At 54.7% G+C, this 21,395-nt stretch carries 24 protein-coding genes and 4 pseudogenes; 15 read left to right on the top strand and 13 right to left on the bottom strand.

Translation table 11 applies throughout. From position 1 onward, the window contains the following. Window positions 1-21: 21 nt before the first annotated feature. Together OA238_RS04810 and OA238_RS04815 are read right to left on the bottom strand one after the other, a co-directional pair. A complete protein-coding gene (locus tag OA238_RS04810) occupies window positions 22-1,254 on the bottom strand; it encodes an ISL3 family transposase (protein ID WP_015493537.1) in 1,233 nt (410 codons plus the stop codon). A gap of 133 nt (window positions 1,255-1,387) precedes the next feature. Beyond that, window positions 1,388-1,654 (bottom strand): annotated as a pseudogene (locus tag OA238_RS04815) (carboxymuconolactone decarboxylase family protein); the annotation flags it as partial. 126 nt (window positions 1,655-1,780) lie between these two features. Here OA238_RS04815 and OA238_RS31435 point away from each other — a divergent pair. Further along, window positions 1,781-1,924: pseudogene (locus OA238_RS31435) on the top strand (IS256 family transposase); the annotation flags it as partial. 3 nt (window positions 1,925-1,927) lie between these two features. On the opposite strand, the pseudogene OA238_RS33525 reads toward OA238_RS31435, so the two are convergent. Further along, window positions 1,928-2,056, bottom strand: a pseudogene (locus OA238_RS33525) (IS3 family transposase); the annotation flags it as partial. 62 nt (window positions 2,057-2,118) lie between these two features. Beyond that, window positions 2,119-2,247 (bottom strand): annotated as a pseudogene (locus OA238_RS33530) (IS3 family transposase); the annotation flags it as partial. A gap of 343 nt (window positions 2,248-2,590) precedes the next feature. Here OA238_RS33530 and OA238_RS04825 point away from each other — a divergent pair. From OA238_RS04825 to OA238_RS04835, 3 genes are read left to right on the top strand one after another with little or no spacing between them, the layout of a single operon-like run. Beyond that, window positions 2,591-3,295 (top strand): ABC transporter permease, encoded by a 705-nt coding sequence (locus OA238_RS04825; RefSeq protein ID WP_015494313.1) that lies wholly within the window; start codon window positions 2,591-2,593, stop codon window positions 3,293-3,295. Next, on the top strand, window positions 3,292-3,996 hold the full coding sequence (locus OA238_RS04830) for an ATP-binding cassette domain-containing protein (RefSeq protein WP_015494314.1): 705 nt from the start codon (window positions 3,292-3,294) through the stop codon (window positions 3,994-3,996). The genes OA238_RS04825 and OA238_RS04830 overlap by 4 nt, the downstream gene beginning before the upstream one ends. Then, a complete protein-coding gene (locus OA238_RS04835; RefSeq protein WP_015494315.1) occupies window positions 3,993-4,796 on the top strand; it encodes an ABC transporter substrate-binding protein in 804 nt (267 codons plus the stop codon). Before OA238_RS04830 ends, OA238_RS04835 begins: the two co-directional genes overlap by 4 nt. Here OA238_RS04835 and OA238_RS04840 read toward each other — a convergent pair whose 3' ends face one another. Genes OA238_RS04840 through OA238_RS04855 form a run of 4 tightly spaced genes read right to left on the bottom strand, consistent with a single transcriptional unit; the run spans window position 4,797 to window position 7,255 of the window. Next, window positions 4,797-5,297: a DUF6505 family protein gene (locus OA238_RS04840; protein WP_015494316.1), complete on the bottom strand. Its 501-nt coding sequence runs from the start codon at window positions 5,295-5,297 to the stop codon at window positions 4,797-4,799. Beyond that, window positions 5,294-5,995 (bottom strand): biotin/lipoate--protein ligase family protein, encoded by a 702-nt coding sequence (locus OA238_RS04845; protein ID WP_015494317.1) that lies wholly within the window; start codon window positions 5,993-5,995, stop codon window positions 5,294-5,296. Before OA238_RS04845 ends, OA238_RS04840 begins: the two co-directional genes overlap by 4 nt. Then, window positions 5,992-7,059 (bottom strand): Mrp/NBP35 family ATP-binding protein, encoded by a 1,068-nt coding sequence (locus tag OA238_RS04850; protein WP_015494318.1) that lies wholly within the window; start codon window positions 7,057-7,059, stop codon window positions 5,992-5,994. Before OA238_RS04850 ends, OA238_RS04845 begins: the two co-directional genes overlap by 4 nt. Window position 7,060: 1 nt before the next feature. After that, a complete protein-coding gene (locus tag OA238_RS04855) occupies window positions 7,061-7,255 on the bottom strand; it encodes a DUF6494 family protein (protein WP_015494319.1) in 195 nt (64 codons plus the stop codon). A 72-nt stretch (window positions 7,256-7,327) separates the two neighbouring features. Between OA238_RS04855 and OA238_RS04860 the strand changes: the two genes are divergently transcribed. Continuing rightward, window positions 7,328-8,056 carry a cytochrome c family protein gene (locus tag OA238_RS04860; RefSeq protein WP_144055835.1) on the top strand — a complete coding sequence of 243 codons (729 nt, stop codon included), beginning with the start codon at window positions 7,328-7,330 and terminating at the stop codon, window positions 8,054-8,056. Here the strand turns inward: OA238_RS04860 and OA238_RS04865 are convergent. Further along, window positions 8,050-9,999 carry a 4Fe-4S binding protein gene (locus tag OA238_RS04865; protein ID WP_015494321.1) on the bottom strand — a complete coding sequence of 650 codons (1,950 nt, stop codon included), beginning with the start codon at window positions 9,997-9,999 and terminating at the stop codon, window positions 8,050-8,052. The genes OA238_RS04860 and OA238_RS04865 overlap by 7 nt on opposite strands. A gap of 291 nt (window positions 10,000-10,290) precedes the next feature. Between OA238_RS04865 and OA238_RS04870 the strand changes: the two genes are divergently transcribed. The 9 genes from OA238_RS04870 to OA238_RS04905 all read left to right on the top strand — a co-directional run bounded on the left by OA238_RS04870 (window position 10,291) and on the right by OA238_RS04905 (window position 17,539). After that, entirely contained in the window at window positions 10,291-10,857 is a 567-nt protein-coding gene (locus OA238_RS04870) for a DUF3305 domain-containing protein (RefSeq protein ID WP_015494322.1), read from the top strand. Further along, window positions 10,854-11,453, top strand: a complete 600-nt coding sequence (locus OA238_RS04875) for a DUF3306 domain-containing protein (RefSeq protein ID WP_015494323.1) — start codon at window positions 10,854-10,856, stop codon at window positions 11,451-11,453. Before OA238_RS04870 ends, OA238_RS04875 begins: the two co-directional genes overlap by 4 nt. Continuing rightward, a complete protein-coding gene (locus OA238_RS04880) occupies window positions 11,450-12,058 on the top strand; it encodes a TorD/DmsD family molecular chaperone (protein WP_015494324.1) in 609 nt (202 codons plus the stop codon). Before OA238_RS04875 ends, OA238_RS04880 begins: the two co-directional genes overlap by 4 nt. Window positions 12,059-12,112: 54 nt before the next feature. After that, window positions 12,113-12,301 carry a twin-arginine translocation pathway signal protein gene (locus OA238_RS04885; RefSeq protein WP_044036318.1) on the top strand — a complete coding sequence of 63 codons (189 nt, stop codon included), beginning with the start codon at window positions 12,113-12,115 and terminating at the stop codon, window positions 12,299-12,301. A gap of 53 nt (window positions 12,302-12,354) precedes the next feature. Next, window positions 12,355-15,297, top strand: a complete 2,943-nt coding sequence (locus OA238_RS04890; protein WP_015494325.1) for a formate dehydrogenase subunit alpha — start codon at window positions 12,355-12,357, stop codon at window positions 15,295-15,297. Between the two features lie 13 nt (window positions 15,298-15,310). After that, window positions 15,311-15,904 carry a formate dehydrogenase FDH3 subunit beta gene (gene fdh3B / locus OA238_RS04895; RefSeq protein WP_015494326.1) on the top strand — a complete coding sequence of 198 codons (594 nt, stop codon included), beginning with the start codon at window positions 15,311-15,313 and terminating at the stop codon, window positions 15,902-15,904. A gap of 79 nt (window positions 15,905-15,983) precedes the next feature. Beyond that, window positions 15,984-17,177, top strand: coding sequence for a formate dehydrogenase subunit gamma (locus OA238_RS04900; RefSeq protein ID WP_015494327.1), 1,194 nt, complete (start codon window positions 15,984-15,986; stop codon window positions 17,175-17,177). A 1-nt stretch (window position 17,178) separates the two neighbouring features. Next, complete coding sequence (locus OA238_RS32520; protein WP_187293148.1) at window positions 17,179-17,319, top strand: hypothetical protein; 141 nt, start codon at window positions 17,179-17,181, stop codon at window positions 17,317-17,319. Further along, on the top strand, window positions 17,312-17,539 hold the full coding sequence (locus OA238_RS04905) for a sulfurtransferase TusA family protein (protein WP_044036320.1): 228 nt from the start codon (window positions 17,312-17,314) through the stop codon (window positions 17,537-17,539). Before OA238_RS32520 ends, OA238_RS04905 begins: the two co-directional genes overlap by 8 nt. Before the next feature lie 16 nt (window positions 17,540-17,555). Here the strand turns inward: OA238_RS04905 and OA238_RS04910 are convergent, their stop codons facing one another. From OA238_RS04910 to fdhD, 4 genes are read right to left on the bottom strand one after another with little or no spacing between them, the layout of a single operon-like run. After that, on the bottom strand, window positions 17,556-18,821 hold the full coding sequence (locus OA238_RS04910; RefSeq protein ID WP_015494328.1) for a molybdopterin-binding protein: 1,266 nt from the start codon (window positions 18,819-18,821) through the stop codon (window positions 17,556-17,558). Then, the gene (gene mobB / locus OA238_RS04915) at window positions 18,818-19,315 is read right to left on the bottom strand and encodes a molybdopterin-guanine dinucleotide biosynthesis protein B (RefSeq protein WP_044036321.1); all 498 of its coding nucleotides are present in this window, start codon (window positions 19,313-19,315) and stop codon (window positions 18,818-18,820) included. The genes OA238_RS04910 and mobB overlap by 4 nt, the downstream gene beginning before the upstream one ends. Beyond that, on the bottom strand, window positions 19,312-19,905 hold the full coding sequence (mobA, locus tag OA238_RS04920) for a molybdenum cofactor guanylyltransferase MobA (protein WP_015494330.1): 594 nt from the start codon (window positions 19,903-19,905) through the stop codon (window positions 19,312-19,314). Before mobA ends, mobB begins: the two co-directional genes overlap by 4 nt. Continuing rightward, window positions 19,905-20,756: a formate dehydrogenase accessory sulfurtransferase FdhD gene (gene fdhD / locus OA238_RS04925; protein WP_044037937.1), complete on the bottom strand. Its 852-nt coding sequence runs from the start codon at window positions 20,754-20,756 to the stop codon at window positions 19,905-19,907. The genes mobA and fdhD overlap by 1 nt, the downstream gene beginning before the upstream one ends. A gap of 405 nt (window positions 20,757-21,161) precedes the next feature. Between fdhD and OA238_RS33535 the strand changes: the two genes are divergently transcribed. Continuing rightward, complete coding sequence (locus OA238_RS33535; protein ID WP_044037518.1) at window positions 21,162-21,383, top strand: DUF6444 domain-containing protein; 222 nt, start codon at window positions 21,162-21,164, stop codon at window positions 21,381-21,383. The last annotated feature ends 12 nt before the right edge of the window (window positions 21,384-21,395 follow it).

A 21,395-nucleotide genomic window follows, 5' to 3' on the forward strand; every position in this document is an offset into this window, starting at 1 on the left:
TCTCCGCTTTGTTGAGTTATTCTAGGATTTCAAATAGAACATAGATTGATTATCTGGGATGGATGATTGTCTAATTTTGAGTTTGAAGTATTCGGTATCCCTGATGCCCCTGGCTCGTTTGCGGATCATTCCTATACTGACATTACCAGCCTCTATTCTGGCGCTTGTCAGCTTGTGTTTCGCGTAGTTGCATATGCCCACACAATGTTTTCTTAGGGATTTTGCGAACTTTTTCAGATAGAGCATGTGTGACTGATCTGCGATCAGGCACCAATTTTCCAGTTGCTCTGACATCCCCTCAAATGATGGGGCGCTCCACAGAGCCTGAAGCTGTTCTTTTAAGACGTAAAGCGTATTCAGGTTGCTATTGCTCTCCAGCAACGTTTGCAGCTTGTTACTTTGTTTTTCATTCAACTTATCCGCATTTTTGAGCAACAGATAATGCGTGCCCTTCATCAACTCTTTACCACTTTGATCGGCCTTCCTGAACTCAAGGCGACGCTGATTATGGATAGCCTTGCTGTAGTTTTTCATGACGTGGAAACGGTCAAATACGATGTCGGCCATCGGCAAGGACTCCCTGACAGCCTTTTGGTAGGCAGGCCCCATATCCATCGACACGGCCTTTATTTTATGGGCTGTATCTGGCCGCAGCTGTTTCAAAAACCTTGAAAAAACTTCGGCAGTTCGACCGGCTTCCACCCAGATCAGATGCCCTCCGACCATATCGTAGACCACCGTCATATAGTCATGACCTTTCGCCCGGGCCACTTCATCGACACCAATGTATTCCAAGCCAGCAAGCTGTGCGGGATCAAGCGCAGGGAGCGTTTCCATCAGGTATGCCTTGTCGATATTCTTTACCGTCTCCCATCGTATACCTAAATGCCTGGAGACAGCCAGAATGGATAAATGACGGCACAATCCACTGATAAGATGGCAAAATCGATGGGTGAAACGGCACCCTTTATCAACAAAAGGACACGCCTCAATGCGGCGCTCACCCTTGCTAATAAAAACCTGCGCTAGCTCAATCTCAATCACACAAGGATACCCAAAAAACGGGATGTCGTTTACTTGTCGGCGAATATGTTGGTTGATGCTACCCTTCTTGCCGGTTGCAGGGTCTATAGCGCTCCTGCGGGCATCCCGACTGCACTGAACAATAACCTTCGCACCGTCTTCAGCCAGCTCAATTTCATTTACACGTTGCCCCTTCAGGCGTAAAATATGTTGCGAGATGTCGATGGTCATATACCTGCCCTATGTAAAGTTGTCAGAAACCTAACATATCAACAGGTTACTTGATGGTCGGCATCTTTTCTTACTGAACAAAGCGGAGAAGAGCCCGGATTTCTTCCTTTGAGACGCCGTTGTTTATCGCTCAACGGCAATGGGTTTCCCATTCAGCCATTTTTCCAAGTGCGCCAATCATCGATATGTTCATCATAGAACGTGTCTTTGCGTCGATCACATCATCGCCCCATCCGAAGCCCCAGCACCATGCTGTCATCGCCTCCTGAAATGGCCGCGTGAAATCATCCGCAGCGGCCCGATTTTTCTCGACATATTCCGCACCGAGTGTCGCTTTTCGCTGCTCTAATCTATTGAGGAACAAGTCCCGAGCTATGACTGAAACTGGTGTTTGGGGGATTTGAAGGTTGGCGGCGTATCTGGTTGAATTGTTGTTGCGAGACAGCCCCCCAACCGAAGGAGATACACCACCATGGAAACGACTAACATTGTTGATTTTGCGCGTTGAGACGGGACGACGGACGCGCTGACGGATTTGTTGAGAACGGGAGCCCAGCAATTGATCGCGACAGCAGTCGAGGCAGAGCTTGCCAGTTATCTGGCGCAATTTGCCGACTTGCGCACTGAGGCAGGTCACGCAGCTGTGGTACGCAATGGGCATCATCCGGCTGCCACACCCGATCTTTGGCGCGATGGCTATGATCGCCGCCGATTGATTGGCATACTCATGCTCGTGTTCAAAAATCATCCGAACCGCGCGGGCGCGGACCTCGGTCGAAAACCGGTTTGCTCTGTTACTTTTTTTCCATAGGCCCCATCCATACTTACTTTGGAGCCTCCGGCAAGCTGGGGGCGGTTCAGCTTGCTCGTGTTCGGCTCCTGATAAATCGGAACCAACCTCATGAGCCGCATCAGACGGTGCGCGCGATGGCGGCCGCATTTGTGGTTGTCGCGCTTCATGTGCCGAGCCATTTGGCGCGATCCGTACCAAGGCGTCTCTTAAAACTGCTTATCCCCTCTCGGGATCATGCGTTGCATGACCCTGCCGGCAGCGGGACAAATAGTTCTTTCGTTTTGTCATTTTGGAGCGTCACTTTCATCATGCGATCCACCTTAACAACTGCTCCGAAATTCCGCGACCGCCTCATTGTTTGTTTGAAAATTGTACCCGAACCTAAAAGGCAATACGATTACCAAAAGCAAGATCTGGCATTCAGCCGTTCTAAAAATCACATTACGATACCTATCTCCGTCAACCACCCACATTACACTTGTCATCCCTTCCATAAGACCGGACGTTCGTGCATCTGAACGCGAGAGAGGATGCTACGTTCATATGTTTGAAATTTGGGATGGTTTAGCGGCCGCTTTTTGGCTTGTTGTTACGTTCGATGCGGCCCTGTGGGACATAAGCCTACGGTCGCTTCGCGTGACACTGACCGCGTTGGTCATTGCCTCGGCGATTGCTATTCCACTTGGAACCTATCTTGCAGTGCAGCGCTTTCGCTATCGGCGTTTTACCATTTCTCTAATCAACGCGTTTATGGGGTTGCCCCCCGTTGTTGTGGGCTTGATCGTCTATATTATGCTGTCGCGCGCTGGACCCTTTGGCGTGTTGAACCTGCTGTTCACACCCACAGCCATGATTATTGCGCAGGTGGTGATCATTTCGCCGGTCATTGCGTCGATTGCGCATCAATCAATGCGGGAGTTGTGGGCAGAATATCATGATTTGCTCATCTCGCTGAACACATCAAAATGGCAGCGTATGCTGACACTGGTTTGGGACGGACGGCGCAACTTGCTAACAGCGGCGCTTGCCGGATTCGGGCGCGCGATTGGCGAAGTCGGCGCAGTTATGATCGTGGGCGGCAACATCGATAATGTCACCCGCGTCTTAACCACAGCCATCGCGCTTGAGACTGGAAAAGGCGATTTTGCTTTGGCGTTGGGCTTGGGCTTTGTTTTGATCGGCTTGGCCATCATCGTGAATTTGGCGATCCATACCCTGTCGCGTACCGAACGGGAGGGCCGCTGGTGAGCGCGTTGTTTCCCCTGACATTGCGAGATGTGCAGGTACGTCGAAAGCGCAAGCGCGTAATTGGTCCTATTGATCTTGTTCTGGATCCAAGTGGGCCAACCATTTTGATCGGACCAAACGGATCAGGGAAAACGACGCTTCTGCGCGTCCTGCATGGGCTGGAACGCGTGAACACAGGGCACGTTGGATGGACCAGAAACGACCCTTCGAGACACGCGTTTGTTTTTCAGTCGCCGATTGTGATGCGACGCTCTGTTGCTGAAAATCTGGCGTATCCGTTGCGCTTGCTGAACACACCCAAGCAAGAGATCAAACAGGCTGTTGATGACTGGTTGCAAAGGACAGGGCTGACTGCTGTTCGCAACAGCCCTGCGCCACGTTTGTCGGGCGGGGAACGCCAAAAGCTGGCGATTGCCCGCGCCCTTATCCGCAAGCCAGATGTGTTGTTTCTGGATGAACCATGTGCGAACCTCGACGGCTACGCGACCCGTGAGATTGAGGCGCTCTTGCATGAAGCGGCAGCAAATGGCACGCATCTGATAATGGCAACGCATGATATGGGGCAGGCCCGACGTCTCGCGCATGGTCTGCTTTTTATGCTGGATGGAAAAATACACGAAGTCGGGTCGGCAGCAGACCTTTTTGCTGCGCCATCTACCGATGAACTGTCGGCGTTTTTGAGAGGAGACATAGTGATATGAAAAAAATCGTGATGTTTGTTGCAATATCCCTTTGGGCGCAGACGTGCACAGCCGATGTGATGCGTGTTGCCGTCACGACGTCGTTTGAGAATTCTGGTCTGTCGGATGTTCTTTTGCCCGCGATCAAAGAAGATATCGATCTTGACGTGCAGCTGTTGGTGGTTGGCACGGGGCAAGCGTTACGTCTTGGCGAAGCGGGAGACGTAGATGCGGTTCTGGTCCATTCGAAATCGGCAGAGGACGCATTTGTTGCTGCTGGACACGGAACACACAGACGTGAGATCATGTACAATGACTTTGTTGTCGTCGGACCGAACGGTGACCCTTCCGGCATCGCAAGCGCGGACACTGCGGCTGACGCGTTCGCCATGATTGCGGCGGCTAAGGCCCCCTTTGTCAGTCGCGGCGACGACAGCGGCACCCACAAAGTTGAGTTACAGATTTGGGCCAGTGCGGGTTTGGTACCGGACGATTTTGGCTCTTGGTACCGCTCTGTCGGGGCGGGAATGGGGGCTGCATTGAATACGGCATCCGGCATGGGAGCCTACGTTGTTTCGGATCGTGCGAGCTGGCTGAATTTTGGCAACAAGGATGATCTGGCGCTGCTGTTTTCGGGCGATCTGGCTTTGTTCAATCAATATTCTTTGCTGCCCGTGACACCTGCGAAAAACGATAGAATCCGAAATGATCTTGCCATTGAACTTGAGGCTTGGTTGACCAGCCCACGCGCAGCCGACCTAATCAACAATTATACGATCAATGGTGAGAAACTATTCGTTTTCAACGCAGTGACAGATTGATCAGTGGTGGTGATGCGGTTCGTCATCGTCCAGTGAGCCGTGCACCGCAAACTGGGTGATGTCAGCTTCTTGTGCTTCGATCACTCGGTAAGCTTCTTTGACACCCGCAGGAGTTAATTCGCGCGCGACAGTCAAGAGCGTGTTGGGTGCATGATCAGCGCAGAGTTCTGCCATTTGGTCGAGTTCTTCTAAGGCGACGGTTCTCGCGGTATCGACATCGGGGGCGCCGTAAATCTCCACGAAATGTTGCGCCAGAAGCGTTGCGATGACGGCGCGCTCTGCGGGCTCGATTTGCGTCACTGCCACAAAACTCACACGGCCGAACGTTTCGGTTCCCATCCATCCATTCGAGAACGCCTGCCGTGCCTTGCCGACAAGGTCGGCTTCGCCCCAGTTCGAAAACTCGAATCCGCCAGAAATGCACCACTCGCCTGTGCGGGCCGGATTGTGAAAAACTCGTTGGTCACTTTCGTCAAAATGGATGGCGCGGGCAAGTATCATGCGGGCCTCGTCAGATTTGCTGTCAGGGGTATCAATACTGTTTCGGCGTCGATCTTCAACAGGAGGCCAAGATTTTCTTCAAGCCCGACGTATGCGCCGGTTTTACCGGCAACCGTCATATGACCCTCCAAGCCATGGGCAAGTCCCGCCCATTCACGATGCAGGTTTGCAGTGCCAGCATCAGCCCACGCGTTGATTCCGACAAGGGTGTGGCGCACCCATGCCTCAAGCAGGGTAACCGCATCGACCTCGGCGCAGCCTTCTGCATAAAGCGCTGTTTCATCCGGCGTCAGGCCAGTCTCGTCGCTACCTGGCCAAAGCGTTAAGGTCAGGTCGACCACCAACCAATCCGGCTCAGCCTCTGGTGTTCCGGACGCCGCCATGCGCAATGCACCACAGCGCCCACCATTTACGTAGACAGTGCCGTCCCATCCCAAGTGTATTCCAACCTCTGGCGGGGCGAGGACACCAAGCGCGTTTTGAAGCCCCACGCCGCAAATCGGGAGCATCGCGGCCGCCTCTGTTAGCGTTACATCAGGCGCAAAGACGATGGACGCCCGGAGCTGATCCGGGGCCAAATCATAGATGACAAGCCCTGCATCGCAGCCCTGATCCGCCGCAGCACAGGCCAGCGCAAACGTGTCACCGCCCGTGGCATCTTGACCAATAAACAGCGGAGGAAACTGCGGTGCGTTCATGCGAGGCCTTTGGCAATCAGCTGTTTGGCGACATCGCGAAAGGCAGCGGCGTGCGGACTATCGGGTTTGGAAACAACGATCGGTGCGCCGCCATCGGCAGCAAGCCGGATGTCTATGTGCAATGGAATCTCTGCCAGCAGCGGGATGCCAAGTTTCGCTGCTTCGGTCGCGACGCCGCCATGTCCGAACATATGTTCTTCGTGCCCGCAGGCCGAACAGATATGGGTCGACATGTTCTCGATCATTCCAATTAGCGGCGTCCCAAGCTGATTGAACATATCAATCCCCTTGCGTGCATCCAACAGCGCGATGTCCTGCGGTGTCGACACAATGATCGCGCCATCCAGCTTTGCCTTTTGCGCCAGTGTCATTTGCACGTCGCCAGTGCCGGGCGGAAGATCAACGATCAAGACATCCAGCGCCCCCCACTGCACCTGCGACAGCATTTGTTGCAACGCGCCCATCAGCATCGGCCCGCGCCAAACCACCGCCTGATCGTCGTTTGTCATCAAGCCGAGCGACATCATCGTGACACCAAAGTTGCGCATCGGCAGAATTGTTTTGCCATCCGGCGAGGCGGGCCGCCCCGAAACACCAAGCATGCGCGGCTGGGACGGGCCATAAACATCCGCATCCAATAGCCCGACACGTCTCCCCTCTGCGGCTAATGCGCAGGCAAGGTTGGACGCAACCGTTGATTTACCCACACCGCCCTTGCCAGACGCGACGGCAATAATCCGGTCGATACCCGGCACTTTTTCGGGTCCTGCCGAGGCTGCCCCGCGCGACGGCTTTAAATCTGGCGGGGCCTTGGATTTGTTGTGGGCGGTCATGACGATGGAAACCGAAGCCACGCCATCCAGGGCCTTGATCTGAACGTCGGCTTTGTCTTTCAGGGCCGTGTAGGCGTCAGCGTGTTCGCCGCTGACTTCCATCACAAAGCGCACAACCCCGTCCTCGACGGTGAGGGCTTTAATAACGCCAGCCTCGACGATTGAGGTGCCACTAATCGGGTCTTCGAGTCCTGCCAAAATGCCAAGAATAGCTTCGCGGTTTATGATCACGTTAGGATTGCCCCTCGATTGAGCCGGTCACAACGTGTTCCATGTCCAACCCGTCAATCGTCAGGACAACTTTGGCTTCGAATTGACGGTCGGACGTGTCTCCAGCATTGCGCAGCGCCTCCTCGATGGCTTGTTGGGATGTTACGCCAACCTGTTTGAGAAACTTGCGCATAGACATATTAAAATCTTCGCTCATGGGGTCTTCCTTTAGTTAATTGACGGCTTTGCGGGATGCCACTTATGTTATGATATTCAAGATAGGGAGGGTATGATGAAATTTATGATGGTCCTGATGGTGTGCATCCTGCCGTCATGCATCGCAGCCCAAGATAAAACCTTCACCCTGTCTGCACCAATCCCGATTGTTGATACGGGGTTTTTGCAACACCTTTTGCCACGTTTTTCTCTCAAGCATGGGGTGCGCGTTCAACAGGTGCCCGAAGGCGGGGATGTTGTCATTGGGGCAGGTGGCATTGTGGTTTTTTCCGGATTGGATGCCGTCTGGTCTCTGGCGCACAACGGAGCTGACGGACCATTGCTCTTTGTAGAGTGGCTGACGTCTGACATCGGCAAGCGCACAATAGCCAGTTTCAAGCCTGACGGCGTATCGATTTTCAGCGGCGATGTTGAGGTCGAGACAGTTGCCGCCGAGGTGACGTTCCAAGGAGACACCATCGCGGGCGAAACACTGTCCTTGCGACACTGTGGGCGGTGTCACGTCATCAATCAATCCAACCGGATGAACGGCATGGAACAAACCCCTTCGTTTGCCCTGCTGCGCACGTTTTCGGATTGGCAAGACCGGTTCAGCAGGTTTTACGTCCGCAACCCGCATCCAAGTTTCACTCAAGTCATTAATATCACGGCACCCTTTGAGCGCAATTTGCCGCCCGCAATTGTTCCGCTGGAAATCACCCAGGACGAGCTTGACTCCATACTCGCCTACGTGGCGACCATCCCGCCGGCGGACTTGGGCGCGCCGTTGCAAAATCATTGATCCTTACGGTTTGACAGATAGTCGTCGGTCGAGCGCGGCTTTGGCCGCTCTTTCCCGGCGAACGGATTATTTTGCGAATGGTACTGCGCGTTGATCCGGCAATTGTCGCACATCTGGATCATTCGTACGGCGCTAGGATTGGAGAACATATAATGGTTTCCCGCCAGTTTTTCGACAATCTTTTCAACGGTCGATTTGACGCCGAACAGACCACCGCATTCAACGCAGGCAAACGGTTCTTCTTCGTTTGAAACGGTTTGTGCCAAGGCTGCATCGCTGAGATCAAACTGCGGCTTAAGTGTGATCGCCTTTTCCGGACAGATATTTGCGCACAACCCGCACTGCAGGCACGCACTTTCCTGAAACCGCAGCTGTGGCAAGTCCGGATTATCGCCAAGGGCCCCGGACGGGCACAACGATACGCAGGCAAGACATAACGTGCAGGCATCGGTATCAACAACGACCGCGCCATATGGTGCATTGTCCGGAAGTGGCAAAAGCTTGGCATCGGGATTCAATGCCTTGGCGGACAGACGCGCCACTTGGCGGCGCGTTCCGATGGGCAGGATGGGGGCGGCGATTGCGACATGCCTGTCTTGTGCGAACAGATGGTCGGATAGTGCATCTGGGTCTGCAATATCAAGCAACGCAACCTTTTCACCCGCCATTGCACAGGCCAGTTCCAGCTGTGTGTCAAGCGCGTCACGCTCGGTTTTTGGGCCGATCAAAACATTGACGTGACCAAACCCGCTCGCCAGTGCGGCAAGCATTTCGGCATGGCCAAATCCGGATAACGCTGTGATCTCCATCGGGATCACATGCGCGGGTAAGCCACGGCCAAACCGCGCCGAAAGCCGGATCATTTCTGCGCCATGATCGTCATGGACCAGTAACGACGGATCGTCACCGCCCGCATTGCGATAACCGCTTGCGAGGGTACTAAGGCGGCGGAATATGTGATCAACAGTCGGGGCGTCATAGCTGATTGCTCCCGATGGGCAGACAGCTGAACACGCGCCGCACCCCGCGCAGATCAAAGGATCAATGCTGACGACTTCTCCGGCGGACAGGATGGCCCCAGTCGGGCAGACGTTCAGGCAATTCGAGCAGGCTGGTTTTTCGGCACGCGAATGGGCGCAAAGTGTTGGTTCCAATCGCACGTAAAGCGGCTTTTCAAAGGTACCGACCATCTGGCTCGCCGCGAAAATCGCATGGCTGACCGCAGGCTGGCTTTTGGGGTCGGCACGCAGATATCCGTCGCGTTTTTCTGCTGCAGGAAATAGCGATGACCCGCCAGTCAGGTCTAGAATGATATCGCATTTCGATATTGCACCGTCTTTGGCCTGTGTAAGGCTGGGCGTGCCGCGCCCGCCAAACACACTTTGTTGGAATGCATCAATGTGGATTTCAAACCGGCCAAGAGTTCCGGTTGCTTGGCGCAGGTCACCGACCACTGCATCGTATTTGTGCGTCGGCAGGATGTCCGTTCCAAGTTCAAACAAGACGGTCACAGCAAGAGCATCTGCGAGTCTTTCCGCAGCCGCCAACACGATCTCCTCAGCACCGAGGATCAGGCACCTTCCTTCTGAAATAATATCAACTGATTTCGTTGCGGGCGTTAACAGAAGCGCATCAGCGATCAGCGCGGCCATTTTTGGCGACTTTTCCTGCACGTCATCAGACCATCCGGCGCGGTCACGGATATCTACAAATTGCGGCTCCGGCGCACCAAGGTCTTCTGCGATGGCGGCAAAACGGTCAGCTTCTTGCTGACAGGCAATTACCACGTCACCGTCTGCAATCGCTTTGGACGCGATGTCGGACTGATCCATACAAAGACTGGAATAGCACGTTTTACAGGACAAACCTGTCGCTGCGCTCAGTGCACCAGCATCAACATTTTGTGATCCAAGGCAATCGCAGACGAGCAGTGTTTTCGACATAACATCCTCCAGATGAACAGGACACAGCTAGGCAGGAAACGCGAAGACAGTAAACTGGTAATTCTTGGTGGTTCCCTTTGAACCCTGTTTGCAAGCGCAGCATTCGGGGGTAGATATTTCCGCACTGCAGCGCAATAAATGGCTTTTGTTTTACAATTTAGACCTTCGCCAAACGCTGCGTCGCAGCAATCATGACGGGTAATAATATTTAAAAGAAATTGCTTTGATATTACGGCAATTTGGAGGAAACTTAATTGAATTAATTGACTTAAAGATTCGGGCGGAGATCGATTGAAGCAGACTTTTCCAAATTCGCAAACAATTCCGCTTGGTGTCGTCGTGAGGCGGACACCGGGTGTTACACGCTGGGCAAAGTTTGCATGGCAAGTGTCGGATGTATTGCCTGGTGCCATGAGTGCCGATTGGAAAGTCCTGCGGGCAGAAGGCGATGTCACCGAATTCCACGCGGCCACCCTGCCTCTCACTCTTTATGTTTCAGATGCAGAAGCCTACTCGCACGAGCTTCAGTCGCGCATGCCTAGTGTCTATGCCGTGCTGCGCCCAACCGGTCAGAACAGAGATATCCCTTGGTCAGTCGCACTGGTGACAGCTTCACCGTATGAGGCACAGGATTATTGTGATTCAGCCGAAGAGTTGGTCGAAAAAATCCCGATGTCTGATGGATTGCTCGCATGGATCAAGGACTTCGTGGATACGCATTATGAAGAAGAGGTGTTTGTGAAGCGCCAGCGCAAGAACGCGCGGGTTGATCAGGTAGATGATGGCATTGGTGATTCACGGATACTTCAAACCAGCGATGTCTATCGTGCACCGCGTCGCAAGACGGTGATCAATTGAATCGCCCCGTATCATCGTGGTCCGCCCGTCGCGCGGCCGTCGCAGCAGAGGCAGAGGCCGAAGAGCATGCAGCGCACGAGGCTATTATCTTGCAACAGCGTGCGGAGCTCGCTGAAATGTCGGACGAGGATATCCTTGAAGAGTTGGGATTGCCTGATCCGGAAAGCTTAAAGTTAGGGGATGATTTCAAGGCGTTTATGTCAAAGGCTGTACCAGAGCACCTGCGCAAACGTGCGTTGCGAAAGTTGTGGCGGAGCAACCCTGTGCTGGCCTGTGTTGACGGGCTGAACGACTATGATGACGATTATTTGACTGGCAGCACAGGTCAAGGCATCATTAAAACCGGTTATCAAGTTGGTAAAGGTATGCTGGCACACCTGCTCGAAGTCGAGCGCCTGAAAACCGCGACTCCCGTAGATACGCTTGTACCAGCGGAGCCCGAAGACGTTTTAGAAGAAGTTGAACAGGTAGATGTTGTGATTGAAGAGCCGGATAACGACCTCGAACCGGCCTTTGAACATGAGATTGTGTCTGAGGAAATCGAAGCCCCCGCGCTGCGACGTATGCAGTTTCAATTCGAGGATGACATCGCATGAGCGTCGCGACCAAAATTCCTGAGGTTGAAGCCGAAGATCGCCTTCGGGCTGATCTTTATAACTACCTTGGCGTAATGCTATCTGGTCCACCTGACCAAACCCTGCTGGAACAAACGGCCGCGCTGACGGGCGATAGCACACCACTTGGTGTGGCGATCAGCGGACTTGCCCGCGTCGCGAAGGTGTCTAAGCGAAAGGGTGTTCGCTCAGAGTTCAACACGCTTTTTATTGGTTTGGGCCGGGGAGAGCTGTTGCCCTATGCCAGTTACTATCTCACCGGCTTTTTGAACGAAAAGCCTTTGGCCAATCTGCGCGCGACCATGGCCAGCTTTGGCATGACGCGGGCAGATGACGTGTTTGAACCCGAAGACAATATCTCATCCCTGATGGAAATGATGGCCGGTATGATCGTCGGCCGCTTCGGGCGGATTGCAAGCGGTGCAGAGCAAAACAGTTTCTTCAATGCGCATATCGGAACTTGGGCCACGCATTACTTTAACGATTTGCAAGCGGCCAAATCATCGGTGCTTTATGCATCTGTGGGCGCAGTCGGTGCTGCATTTATGGACATTGAACGCGAAGCTTTTCGCATGACTGCAGACTGACACGTTTGCGCAACCGGCGGGGTGCCCGCCACACTTAGGAAGGGGAGACATCCCATGACCGACCAAAAAGAAGGCACAAGTCGTCGCGACTTTCTTAAAATCGCAGGCACAGCAGCCCCGGCTGCTGTCTTGGCTGTCAGTTCCGGCGGGGCAGCACAGGCTGCAGCACCTGCTGATCTTTCATCCGAGACGATGCAAGACACCGCTCACACGCGGGCTTATCTCGAAAGTACACGCTTTTAGGCGACACTTACGTCAAGATTTCCCCGGCCCGCGCCGGAAATGGGAGGAAGACCATGTTAAGAAGAAAGACTAATGGACTTACACGTCGATCAGGCAGTTCGCCGATCACTGTGAAGAATGGCAACAACACGGTAGACCGACGCGGCTTCTTGCGCGGTTCCGGCCTTGCGATTGGCGGTTTGACCGCGATTGCAGCAACCGGGGGATCGGTGACGCAGGCAACGGCCCAATCAGCGGCAACGCGTGCGGTGGAAACCATCAAATCCGTGTGCACCCACTGTTCTGTCGGCTGTACGGTTATCGCAGAAGTCGACAACGGTGTTTGGACTGGTCAGGAACCAGCGTGGGACAGCCCGTTTAACCTTGGCGCGCATTGCGCCAAAGGATCTGCGGTCCGCGAACACGCCCATGGTGAGCGCCGGCTCAAGTACCCGATGAAGAAAGAGAACGGCGAATGGGTCCGCATCAGCTGGGCACAGGCGATCGAAGAAATTGGCGACGGGATGATGAAAATCCGCGAAGAAAGCGGTCCGGATTCTGTGTATTGGCTGGGTTCGGCGAAGCATAACAACGAACAAGCATATCTGTTCCGCAAATTTGCGGCCTACTGGGGCACCAATAACGTCGACCACCAAGCGCGGATTTGCCACTCGACAACCGTTGCGGGCGTCGCGAATACTTGGGGCTACGGCGCCATGACCAACAGCTATAACGACATCCATAATTCCAAGGCGATCTTTGTGATCGGCGGCAACCCAGCCGAGGCACACCCGGTGTCCCTGCTGCACATGCTGAAAGCCAAAGAGCAAAACAATGCGCCTTTGATTGTATGTGACCCGCGCTTTACGCGCACGGCAGCACACGCTGATGAATACGTCCGGTTCCGTCCCGGTTCTGATGTCGCGCTGGTGTGGGGTATCTTGTGGCACATCTTTGAAAACAGCTGGGAAGACAAAGAATTCATCCGCACACGCGTGTGGGGCATGGACCAGATCAGAGACGAAGTGGCACGATGGACGCCTGAAGAAGTTGAGCGCGTCACCGGCGCACCCGGAAGCCAGCTTGAACGTGTTGCGCGGACGTTGGCCAACAACCGCCCCGGCACCGTAATCTGGTGTATGGGTGGCACGCAGCACACCAATGGCAACAACAACACCCGCGCATACTGTATCTTACAGCTTGCCCTAGGCAACATGGGCAAAGCAGGCGGTGGTACGAACATCTTTCGCGGCCACGACAACGTGCAAGGCGCAACCGACCTTGGCGTTCTGGCAGATACCTTGCCGGGCTACTACGGACTATCTGCTGGATCATGGGCCCACTGGGCGCGGGTCTGGGAAGAGGATCTTGATTACCTCAAGGGCCGTTTCTCACCTGAACTCGTTGGGGACACGCCAATGATGAACCTGACGGGTATTCCCGTCAGCCGTTGGATTGATGGCGTGCTCGAAGACGCCGCTGATATTGACCAGCCAGACAATACCCGCGCAATGGTTTTGTGGGGACATGCACCAAACAGCCAAACCCGTCAGAAAGAGATGAAGACGGCGATGGAAAAGCTGGACATGCTTGTCGTTGTTGACCCCTATCCGACTGTATCTGCTGTTTTGCATGATCGAACCGATGGCGTTTATTTGCTGCCGGCCTGTACGCAGTTCGAAACCAGAGGGTCCGTGACCGCATCCAACCGGTCGCTTCAATGGCGAGATAAAGTCGTGGAACCGCTCTTTGAATCTCTGCCAGATCATACGATTATGGCGATGTTCGCGGAGAAATTTGGCTTTCATGAGAAGATTTTCCGCAATATCGCGATCGATGAAGGCGGTGAGCCAAACATCGAAGACATCACCCGCGAATTTAACCGCGGCATGTGGACTATCGGCTACACAGGCCAGAGCCCTGAGCGCTTGAAATTGCACATGGCCAACCAATACACATTCGACCGTACTACTTTGCGCGCGGTTGGTGGCCCCGCTGATGGCGATTTTTACGGCCTGCCATGGCCCTGTTGGGGCACCCCCGAGATGAACCACCCGGGCACAGCAAACCTTTATGATATGTCAATCCCGGTTGCAGATGGAGGCCTGACATTCCGCGCCCGGTTTGGTGTGGAACGTGACGGCGATAACCTGCTTGCCGAGGGAGTGTTTACACCCGGTTCGGACATTGAGGACGGTTATCCGGAATTCACTGTGCAAATGTTGCGCGATCTGGGTTGGGAAGACGATCTGACCAATGGTGAAAAGGCATCGATCAACGCTGTCGCGGGTTATCCCGAGGGCGCGCCGCTCACGAGTGAGGCCGAGTCCGATTTCAATGCGGCGACCGCTGGCGTAAACTGGAAAACCGACCTTTCTGGCGGTATCCAACGCGTCGCAATCGCCCATGGGTGTGCGCCGTTCGGAAACGCGAAGGCCCGTGCGGTTGTCTGGACATTCCCGGACCCTGTGCCAACCCACCGCGAACCGCTTTATTCCAACCGTCGGGATCTGGTGGCTGATTATCCAACCTATGAGGATAAGAAATTCTGGCGCGTTCCAACCTTGTATGCCTCCATTCAGGAAAATGACTTTTCGGAAGAATACCCGATCATCCTGACCTCGGGGCGTTTGGTGGAATATGAGGGCGGTGGCGACGAGAGCCGCTCCAACCCGTGGCTTGCGGAATTGCAGCAAGACATGTTCGTCGAGATAAACACCCGCGATGCAAACAATCTGGGTGTACGTGATGGCGCACAAGTTTGGGTCGAAGGACCTGAAGGCGGCAAGGTAAAGGTGATGGCAATGGTCACCGAGCGGGTCGGCGAGGGCGTCGCCTTCATGCCGTTCCACTTTGGGGGTCACATGGAAGGCGTTGATCTGCGAGATAAATATCCCGAAGGTGCCGATCCATATGTGTTGGGCGAAAGCACCAACACCGCACAGACATATGGCTATGACAGCGTAACCCAGATGCAAGAGACCAAAGCGACTCTTTGCAAAATCTGGACAGCATAGGGGAGATTGAGACATGGGAAGAGCTAAGTTTCTCGTAGACGCTGAACGCTGCATCGAATGCAACGCCTGCGTAACAGCCTGTAAGAACGAACATGAAGTGCCGTGGGGGATCAACCGCCGGAAGGTTGTCACCATCAATGACGGCAAACCTGGTGAGCGGTCGATCTCGGTCGCGTGTATGCACTGTTCTGACGCCCCCTGTATGGCCGTGTGCCCAACAGATTGCTTCTATCAGACCGCCGATGGTGTGGTGTTGCACTCAAAGGATCTGTGCATCGGGTGTGGATATTGTTTCTATGCGTGCCCCTTTGGTGCGCCTCAATTTCCGCAGGCAGGCAACTTTGGGTCGCGCGGAAAAATGGACAAATGCACCTTCTGCGCCGGTGGCCCGGAAGAGAACAACTCCACCGCCGAGTTCCAGAAGTATGGCCGCAATCGCATTGCTGAGGGCAAGCTCCCGATCTGTGCTGAAATGTGCGCGACCAAGGCGCTGCTTGCTGGTGACGGCGATGTGGTGTCAGGCATTTACCGGGAACGTGTTGTCGCCCGCGGCTTTGGGTCTGGCGCATGGGGCTGGGGAACAGCCTATAGTCAAAAAGGCGAATAAACGGCCCGTTTGATTACGTAATAATAGGGCGGCCTGTGGTGGGTCGCCCTTATTTCATCACACCATTAGGAACCAAATAATGCATCGTATCTTCGCTGTTTTCATGGTCTGCCTCACCTGTGTCACATCCGTTTCAGCGCAGGTTAGCGATGCGCCGGGCCAAAGTACTGTGGAAACAAATCCAACAGTGTCGACCCTGGAAGACATTATGCGTCGCCAGGAAGGTTTAACGGTCGATGAGGGTGATCGCGCTGCCAGTGTTGGCGATCCTGCCAATGCGCAGCCTGCCGATGGTCAGTTGGGCACGCTTGGCGGTGCTTCCGATGCTGATCTTTGGCGCGCTTTTCGCTTTAACGAGGCGGACATTACGACACAGGCCCGCGTTCCGGCCGCGACTACGCTGATCCAAGATGGCGGTATGTGGTGGCTAAAATTCCGCGCTGGCCCGCTGTTGCAAATCGGTGTCTATTTGCTGGGTGGAACGCTGCTGGCGCTCACGGTGTTCTATCTAATCCGGGGACGCATCCGCATTCATGGTGAAAAGACCGGTCGCACTATCGTGCGGTTCACATCTTTTGAACGCTTTGGTCACTGGTTACTCGCGACGTCATTTGTCGTGCTTGGCATCACCGGTCTTATCTCTCTGTTTGGTCGCAAAGTGCTGATCCCTGCCTTTGGCCATGAGACATTTTCGTTCATCGCCGTGAGCAGCAAATGGGTGCACAATAATATTTCATGGGCGTTTATGGTCGCGCTCATCATCATTTTCGTTTTCTGGGTTGTGCACAACATTCCCGACCGAACAGACCTGCGTTGGCTCGCAAAGGCGGGCGGGCTTTTCGGGGGCGAACATCCGCCTGCCAAAAAATTTAACGCCGGACAAAAGTTGATCTTTTGGGCCGTTATCATTCTTGGTGGCTCGATTTCCGTTTCGGGCCTATCATTGCTGTTCCCGTTTGAATTCAATCTCTTTGGTCACACGTTTTCCTTGCTTAATGATTGGGGCGTGCCAGGCTGGTTTGGGGCTGCCGATCTGCCACATCCGCTCGAGCCACAAGAAGAGATGCAGTACGCGCAACTGTGGCACGCGCTTATCAGCCTTGTCCTGACGGCCATTATCATTGCGCATATCTACCTTGGATCAGTCGGCATGGAAGGAGCGTTTGACGCGATGGGTAAGGGAGAGGTCGAAGAACAATGGGCCCGTGAACATCACAGCATTTGGGCGGAAGAGATGACTGGCACCCAAACTTCATCCAAAAAGGAGGTTTGATATGAAGGCCTTTCTTCTCGCCCTCGTTGCGCTTTTGGTGATAACTATCGGTGCCAATCAAATTCTTCTTGGAATTGGTTTTTCAATCGAGGAAACAACGGTATCCTCTAAGAATGTTAGGTTGCCTGACCAAAATGAATGATGAACAGCTGGTCGATGCCCGCGGGCTTTTATGCCCCCTGCCAGTCTTGAAGCTGCGCAAAAAGTTGCAATCGGTCCCGTCGGGGACCTTGTTACAACTATTGGCGACTGATCCAGCGGCAGTCGTCGACGTGCCACATTTCTGCATGGAAAGCGGCCATGAGTTGGTCGAAATCAACGATGATGGGACGGCCACGACCTACAGCGTGCGTAAGGCTTAATTTTTGCGCTGCAGGCTCAGAAGATGCCAAGCGCGGCATATGGCAAATAGCGTACCAGCATTCCAGGACTGATGTCGCATGCCTCGTCCGGTAATTCGACGAGACCATCGGCCCACGAAATGCTACTGATCCTTCCCGATCCTTCTGATGCGAAAACCTCTACGGCTCCATCCACCAGTCTTGCCCGCAAAAATTCCCTGCGACCTGGTTTCTTTTGTTTGGAAAACGCGGCAGGGACGTGCATTGCTAACGGCTCACACCACCCTGCGCCGGCCATCAATGACAGGGACGGGCGCGCAAAAATCGCAGCACACACGAGCGCCGCAACCGGGTTGCCCGGCATGCCAATCACGAGCACCCCATCCCATAGGGCGAGCGCCAGTGGCCGCCCAGGTTTCAATGCAATCCGCCAGCTTGAAAGTGTGCCTCGGTCCCGCAAAAGGCGTGATACGTGGTCCTCATCCCCTGCTGACGCCCCGCCCGTCGTCAAAATCACATCCACCGCCGCGCTGTCCAGTCGCGCAGCGATCTCGTCTGGATCATCTCGCACATGCCCAAGGTCCACCGGTGTGTAGCCCCAGCCTTGAACAAGCCCGAGCAACATGGGCCGGTTGGCATCATAAATCTGATGCGGTTCGGCCGGTTGTCCTGCGGTGGCGATAATCTCGTCACCAGTCGACAAAACCCCGACCCGCAGCGGACGAAACACCGTGACCTCGGCGATGTTCAACGCCGAAAGAAGAGCAAGATCCGGCGCGCGAAGGCGCTGTCCCGCCCGTACAGCGATTTCCCCCGCTTTCATGTCCTCACCAGCGGCGCGGGCATTGGCTCTAAATTTTGCAGGGCCATCAAAAGCTACATGGGTCGCGTTGGCCGCGCAATCCTCTTCCAAGACGACGGTATCTACGCCCTTGGGCAGGATTGCGCCCGTCAGGATGCGAACGGCGTTGCCCGCCGGCACAGTGCCGTCAAACGGACGGCCTGCTGCGGCAACACCTTGGACCAATGGCAGTTCCTGCACACCATCGCCCGTTGCGGCATGCGCAAATCCGTATCCGTCCACGGCAGAATTCGGGCGCGGCGGATTAGATCGTTGCCCCACCGCATCGCGGGCGAGCACTGCACCCAATGCCGAAGTTGGATGCAGTGTTTGTGTGTCTTCGATTGGGCCAAGCGCCGCACGTAACCGCGCCAGTGCATCGCTGACCGGCACCCATTCCACACCTTGTGGCATGGCAAAACAATCGTCACGCAAGCGGGGAGGTATCAGGTCGTCGTTCATCTCAGGTCCGCCCAAATGAAATCTGCAATTGCGGCCGTATCGTCGAGATCGAGGACCGGCACTTTGGCGGTTTCAACGGGTTCATCCGCCGCGATCAAACGCACCGTGGAATTGTCATGCGCAATCAGCCCTTTGCTCTGCTTTACACCAGCACGATGGCATTCGACCTTGGGGTGTGATCCGGCTTTGTACCCCTCGATAAGCGCAATATCGTGGGGGTCGAGCCATGCCAGCAAATCCTCAACACTGGGCTCTGGCGCGCCGTGCAGTTCAGTCATCAGCGCCCATCGTTCGGGCGTCGCCAAAAGAACCTGTCCTGCGCCCGCAACGCGATGGCGATGGCTGTCGGTGCCGGCCTGATCGATATCCGCACGGTGGTGGGCATGTTTCACCGTCGCAACCCGCAACCCGCGCCGCGTAAATTCTGCCACCAGACGTTCCATCAACCCGGTCTTGCCGCTGTTCTTCCAGCCGGTGACTCCATAAACTTTCAAAACTGCGCCTCTGCCCATGCAATATCGTCCGGGGTGTTAATGTTGAAAAACGGGTCAACGTTACCGACGGGCCACACCGCCTGACCCGCATTGTGGCTGTCGGTCCAGACGACGACCTTGCGCAATCCATCCGCTAACGCGGCACGCAGATCATCGCGTAGCGCAACGGGCCATAACCCAAAGGTCGGCTGGCGGTAAATCTTTCCGTGCTCACGCGTCGCCGCCAATGCGAGCGGACCCTGTTCGCAGAGCCGCGCGACAAGGTCCTGTGGGAAAAACGGGGTATCTGCGGCGACCGAAACGATATGATCGAAGCCCCGTGTCGCGGCCCAATCCATCCCCGCAAGAACACCCGCCAAAGGCCCAACAAAACCCGCCACACTGTCGGGTATCACAGGCAGGCCAAGCTCTGAAAATCGTGCGGTCTCTCCGTTCGCATTTAGCACCATCGCGCCCACCTGCGGTGCAAGCCGCGCAATCACCAGATCGATCAAACGATCTGGGCCAATACGGCGCAAACATTTGTCACCGCCGCCCATGCGGGTTGCTTGCCCACCCGCAAGGATCACTGCAGGAATCGGGGCAGTCATCACTTTGCCCCACTGCTTCGGCTGGCTCGTGTCTCGTCAGGGATCGTCTCGGGGTCCGCGTCCAGCACCAACCTCTCTTGTCCACTGAGGCAGAGAAAACGCTTACCCCGCATCCGCCCGATCAATGTCATATTCAGCTGTTGCGCGATCTCGACACCCCACGCGGTAAAGCCTGAACGCGAGGCCAAAACCGGAATACCCATGTTTGCCGTCTTGATCACCATTTCGGAGGTGAGCCTACCGGTGGTATAAAGGATCTTGTCGGCGGCGGTACTTCCAGTCTGGAACATCCACCCCGCGACCTTATCGACAGCATTGTGCCGACCCACATCTTCCATATATATTAACGGCTTGTCTTGTTGACATAGTACAGTCCCATGGATCGCGCCGGCTTCCAGATAAAGCGATGGCATGGTGTTGATCTGCCGTGACAAAGAATAAAGCCAAGAGCTGCGCAGCTCCGCATTTGGTAGAGTCAGAGTTTCCAGCCCCTCCATCATATCGCCAAAGACTGTGCCGACAGCGCAGCCGCTTGTGCGGGTCTTTTTGCGCATCTTCTCTTCATACGATGTCTTTCGCGACGTCCGAACCACTACGACCTGCAAGTCTGCATCATAGTCCACGCAGGTGATCTCATCATCATCCCGCAGCATGGCCTGATTGCGCAAAAAGCCGATCGCCAGGTATTCGGGATGATCCCCGATGGTCATGGCCGTCACAATTTCCTGGCTATTGAGGTATATCGTCAGGGGTCTTTCTTCGACGACCCGCAGGTCATGCACTGCGCCGTGCTGATCCGTCCCCTGCACGGAGCGGGTCAATGTGGGATCTTTCGGGTTGGGCAGGATCATAGGAAACCTTTCGTGGGTTACGCCATCTTGATAGAATGCGTTAACCGTTGCAAGATAGAGCGCTATGCTGGGATATGTGAACATTCAAGGGCGCGACTTGCCATTCGGCGGGCATCGGCGCTTTTGAACATTTCAAAAAGCTGAAAAATGTTTGGATTTCTACATCCGAAAGTTGCAATGCGGCGGTGACTGATAATGCTAAGGTGACATATCGGTGAAAAGTGGGTTCATTAAACGTCTTTTGCGTGAGTTTTATTCACAGATATTTGCAACTCCCAAGCACCCCAGCCGATAACGGGTTTTTGTCAGTTTTGATGTGAGTCTCCTTGACCATTAGGCGCATGAATTTTCTGTTGTGGTCTGAATTTCGTGGCGCTGTGACGATTTCTCTGAATCATTGGTGGAATGGACCAAGTTACTGCTCTTGAACAACTCCTCGCCACGGCTCTGCGCAGGATCGCCGAGTTGGAAGCCGCGTTGGCGAGCATGGCGCAAGAGAATGCGGATCTGCGGCGTCAGTTGGTTAAGAACAGCAGTAATAGTAGCAAGCCGCCTTCGAGTGATGGGTTGAAGAAGCCGGTACCGCGTAGCCTGCGTGGTAAGTCCGGTAAGAAAAGTGGTGGTTAAGTTGGCCACCGA

Source organism: Octadecabacter arcticus 238 (assembly GCF_000155735.2).
Classification (GTDB): domain Bacteria; phylum Pseudomonadota; class Alphaproteobacteria; order Rhodobacterales; family Rhodobacteraceae; genus Octadecabacter; species Octadecabacter arcticus.

Bases quoted from the DNA above. Each gene is read 5' to 3' on its own strand.
- OA238_RS04860 (WP_144055835.1), top strand. From the start codon at position 7,328: ATGATGAAATTTATGATGGTCCTGATGGTGTGCATCCTGCCGTCATGC.
- mobA (WP_015494330.1), bottom strand. From the start codon at position 19,905: ATGACTGCCCCGATTCCTGCAGTGATCCTTGCGGGTGGGCAAGCAACC.
- OA238_RS33535 (WP_044037518.1), top strand. From the start codon at position 21,162: ATGGACCAAGTTACTGCTCTTGAACAACTCCTCGCCACGGCTCTGCGC.
- OA238_RS04840 (WP_015494316.1), bottom strand. From the start codon at position 5,297: ATGATACTTGCCCGCGCCATCCATTTTGACGAAAGTGACCAACGAGTT.
- OA238_RS04855 (WP_015494319.1), bottom strand. From the start codon at position 7,255: ATGAGCGAAGATTTTAATATGTCTATGCGCAAGTTTCTCAAACAGGTT.
- OA238_RS04900 (WP_015494327.1), top strand. From the start codon at position 15,984: ATGCATCGTATCTTCGCTGTTTTCATGGTCTGCCTCACCTGTGTCACA.
- OA238_RS32520 (WP_187293148.1), top strand. From the start codon at position 17,179: ATGAAGGCCTTTCTTCTCGCCCTCGTTGCGCTTTTGGTGATAACTATC.
- OA238_RS04910 (WP_015494328.1), bottom strand. From the start codon at position 18,821: ATGAACGACGACCTGATACCTCCCCGCTTGCGTGACGATTGTTTTGCC.
- OA238_RS04865 (WP_015494321.1), bottom strand. From the start codon at position 9,999: ATGTCGAAAACACTGCTCGTCTGCGATTGCCTTGGATCACAAAATGTT.
- fdhD (WP_044037937.1), bottom strand. From the start codon at position 20,756: ATGATCCTGCCCAACCCGAAAGATCCCACATTGACCCGCTCCGTGCAG.
- OA238_RS04845 (WP_015494317.1), bottom strand. From the start codon at position 5,995: ATGAACGCACCGCAGTTTCCTCCGCTGTTTATTGGTCAAGATGCCACG.
- OA238_RS04905 (WP_044036320.1), top strand. From the start codon at position 17,312: ATGAATGATGAACAGCTGGTCGATGCCCGCGGGCTTTTATGCCCCCTG.
- OA238_RS04810 (WP_015493537.1), bottom strand. From the start codon at position 1,254: ATGACCATCGACATCTCGCAACATATTTTACGCCTGAAGGGGCAACGT.
- OA238_RS04825 (WP_015494313.1), top strand. From the start codon at position 2,591: ATGTTTGAAATTTGGGATGGTTTAGCGGCCGCTTTTTGGCTTGTTGTT.
- OA238_RS04890 (WP_015494325.1), top strand. From the start codon at position 12,355: ATGTTAAGAAGAAAGACTAATGGACTTACACGTCGATCAGGCAGTTCG.
- OA238_RS04880 (WP_015494324.1), top strand. From the start codon at position 11,450: ATGAGCGTCGCGACCAAAATTCCTGAGGTTGAAGCCGAAGATCGCCTT.
- OA238_RS04835 (WP_015494315.1), top strand. From the start codon at position 3,993: ATGAAAAAAATCGTGATGTTTGTTGCAATATCCCTTTGGGCGCAGACG.
- fdh3B (WP_015494326.1), top strand. From the start codon at position 15,311: ATGGGAAGAGCTAAGTTTCTCGTAGACGCTGAACGCTGCATCGAATGC.
- OA238_RS04885 (WP_044036318.1), top strand. From the start codon at position 12,113: ATGACCGACCAAAAAGAAGGCACAAGTCGTCGCGACTTTCTTAAAATC.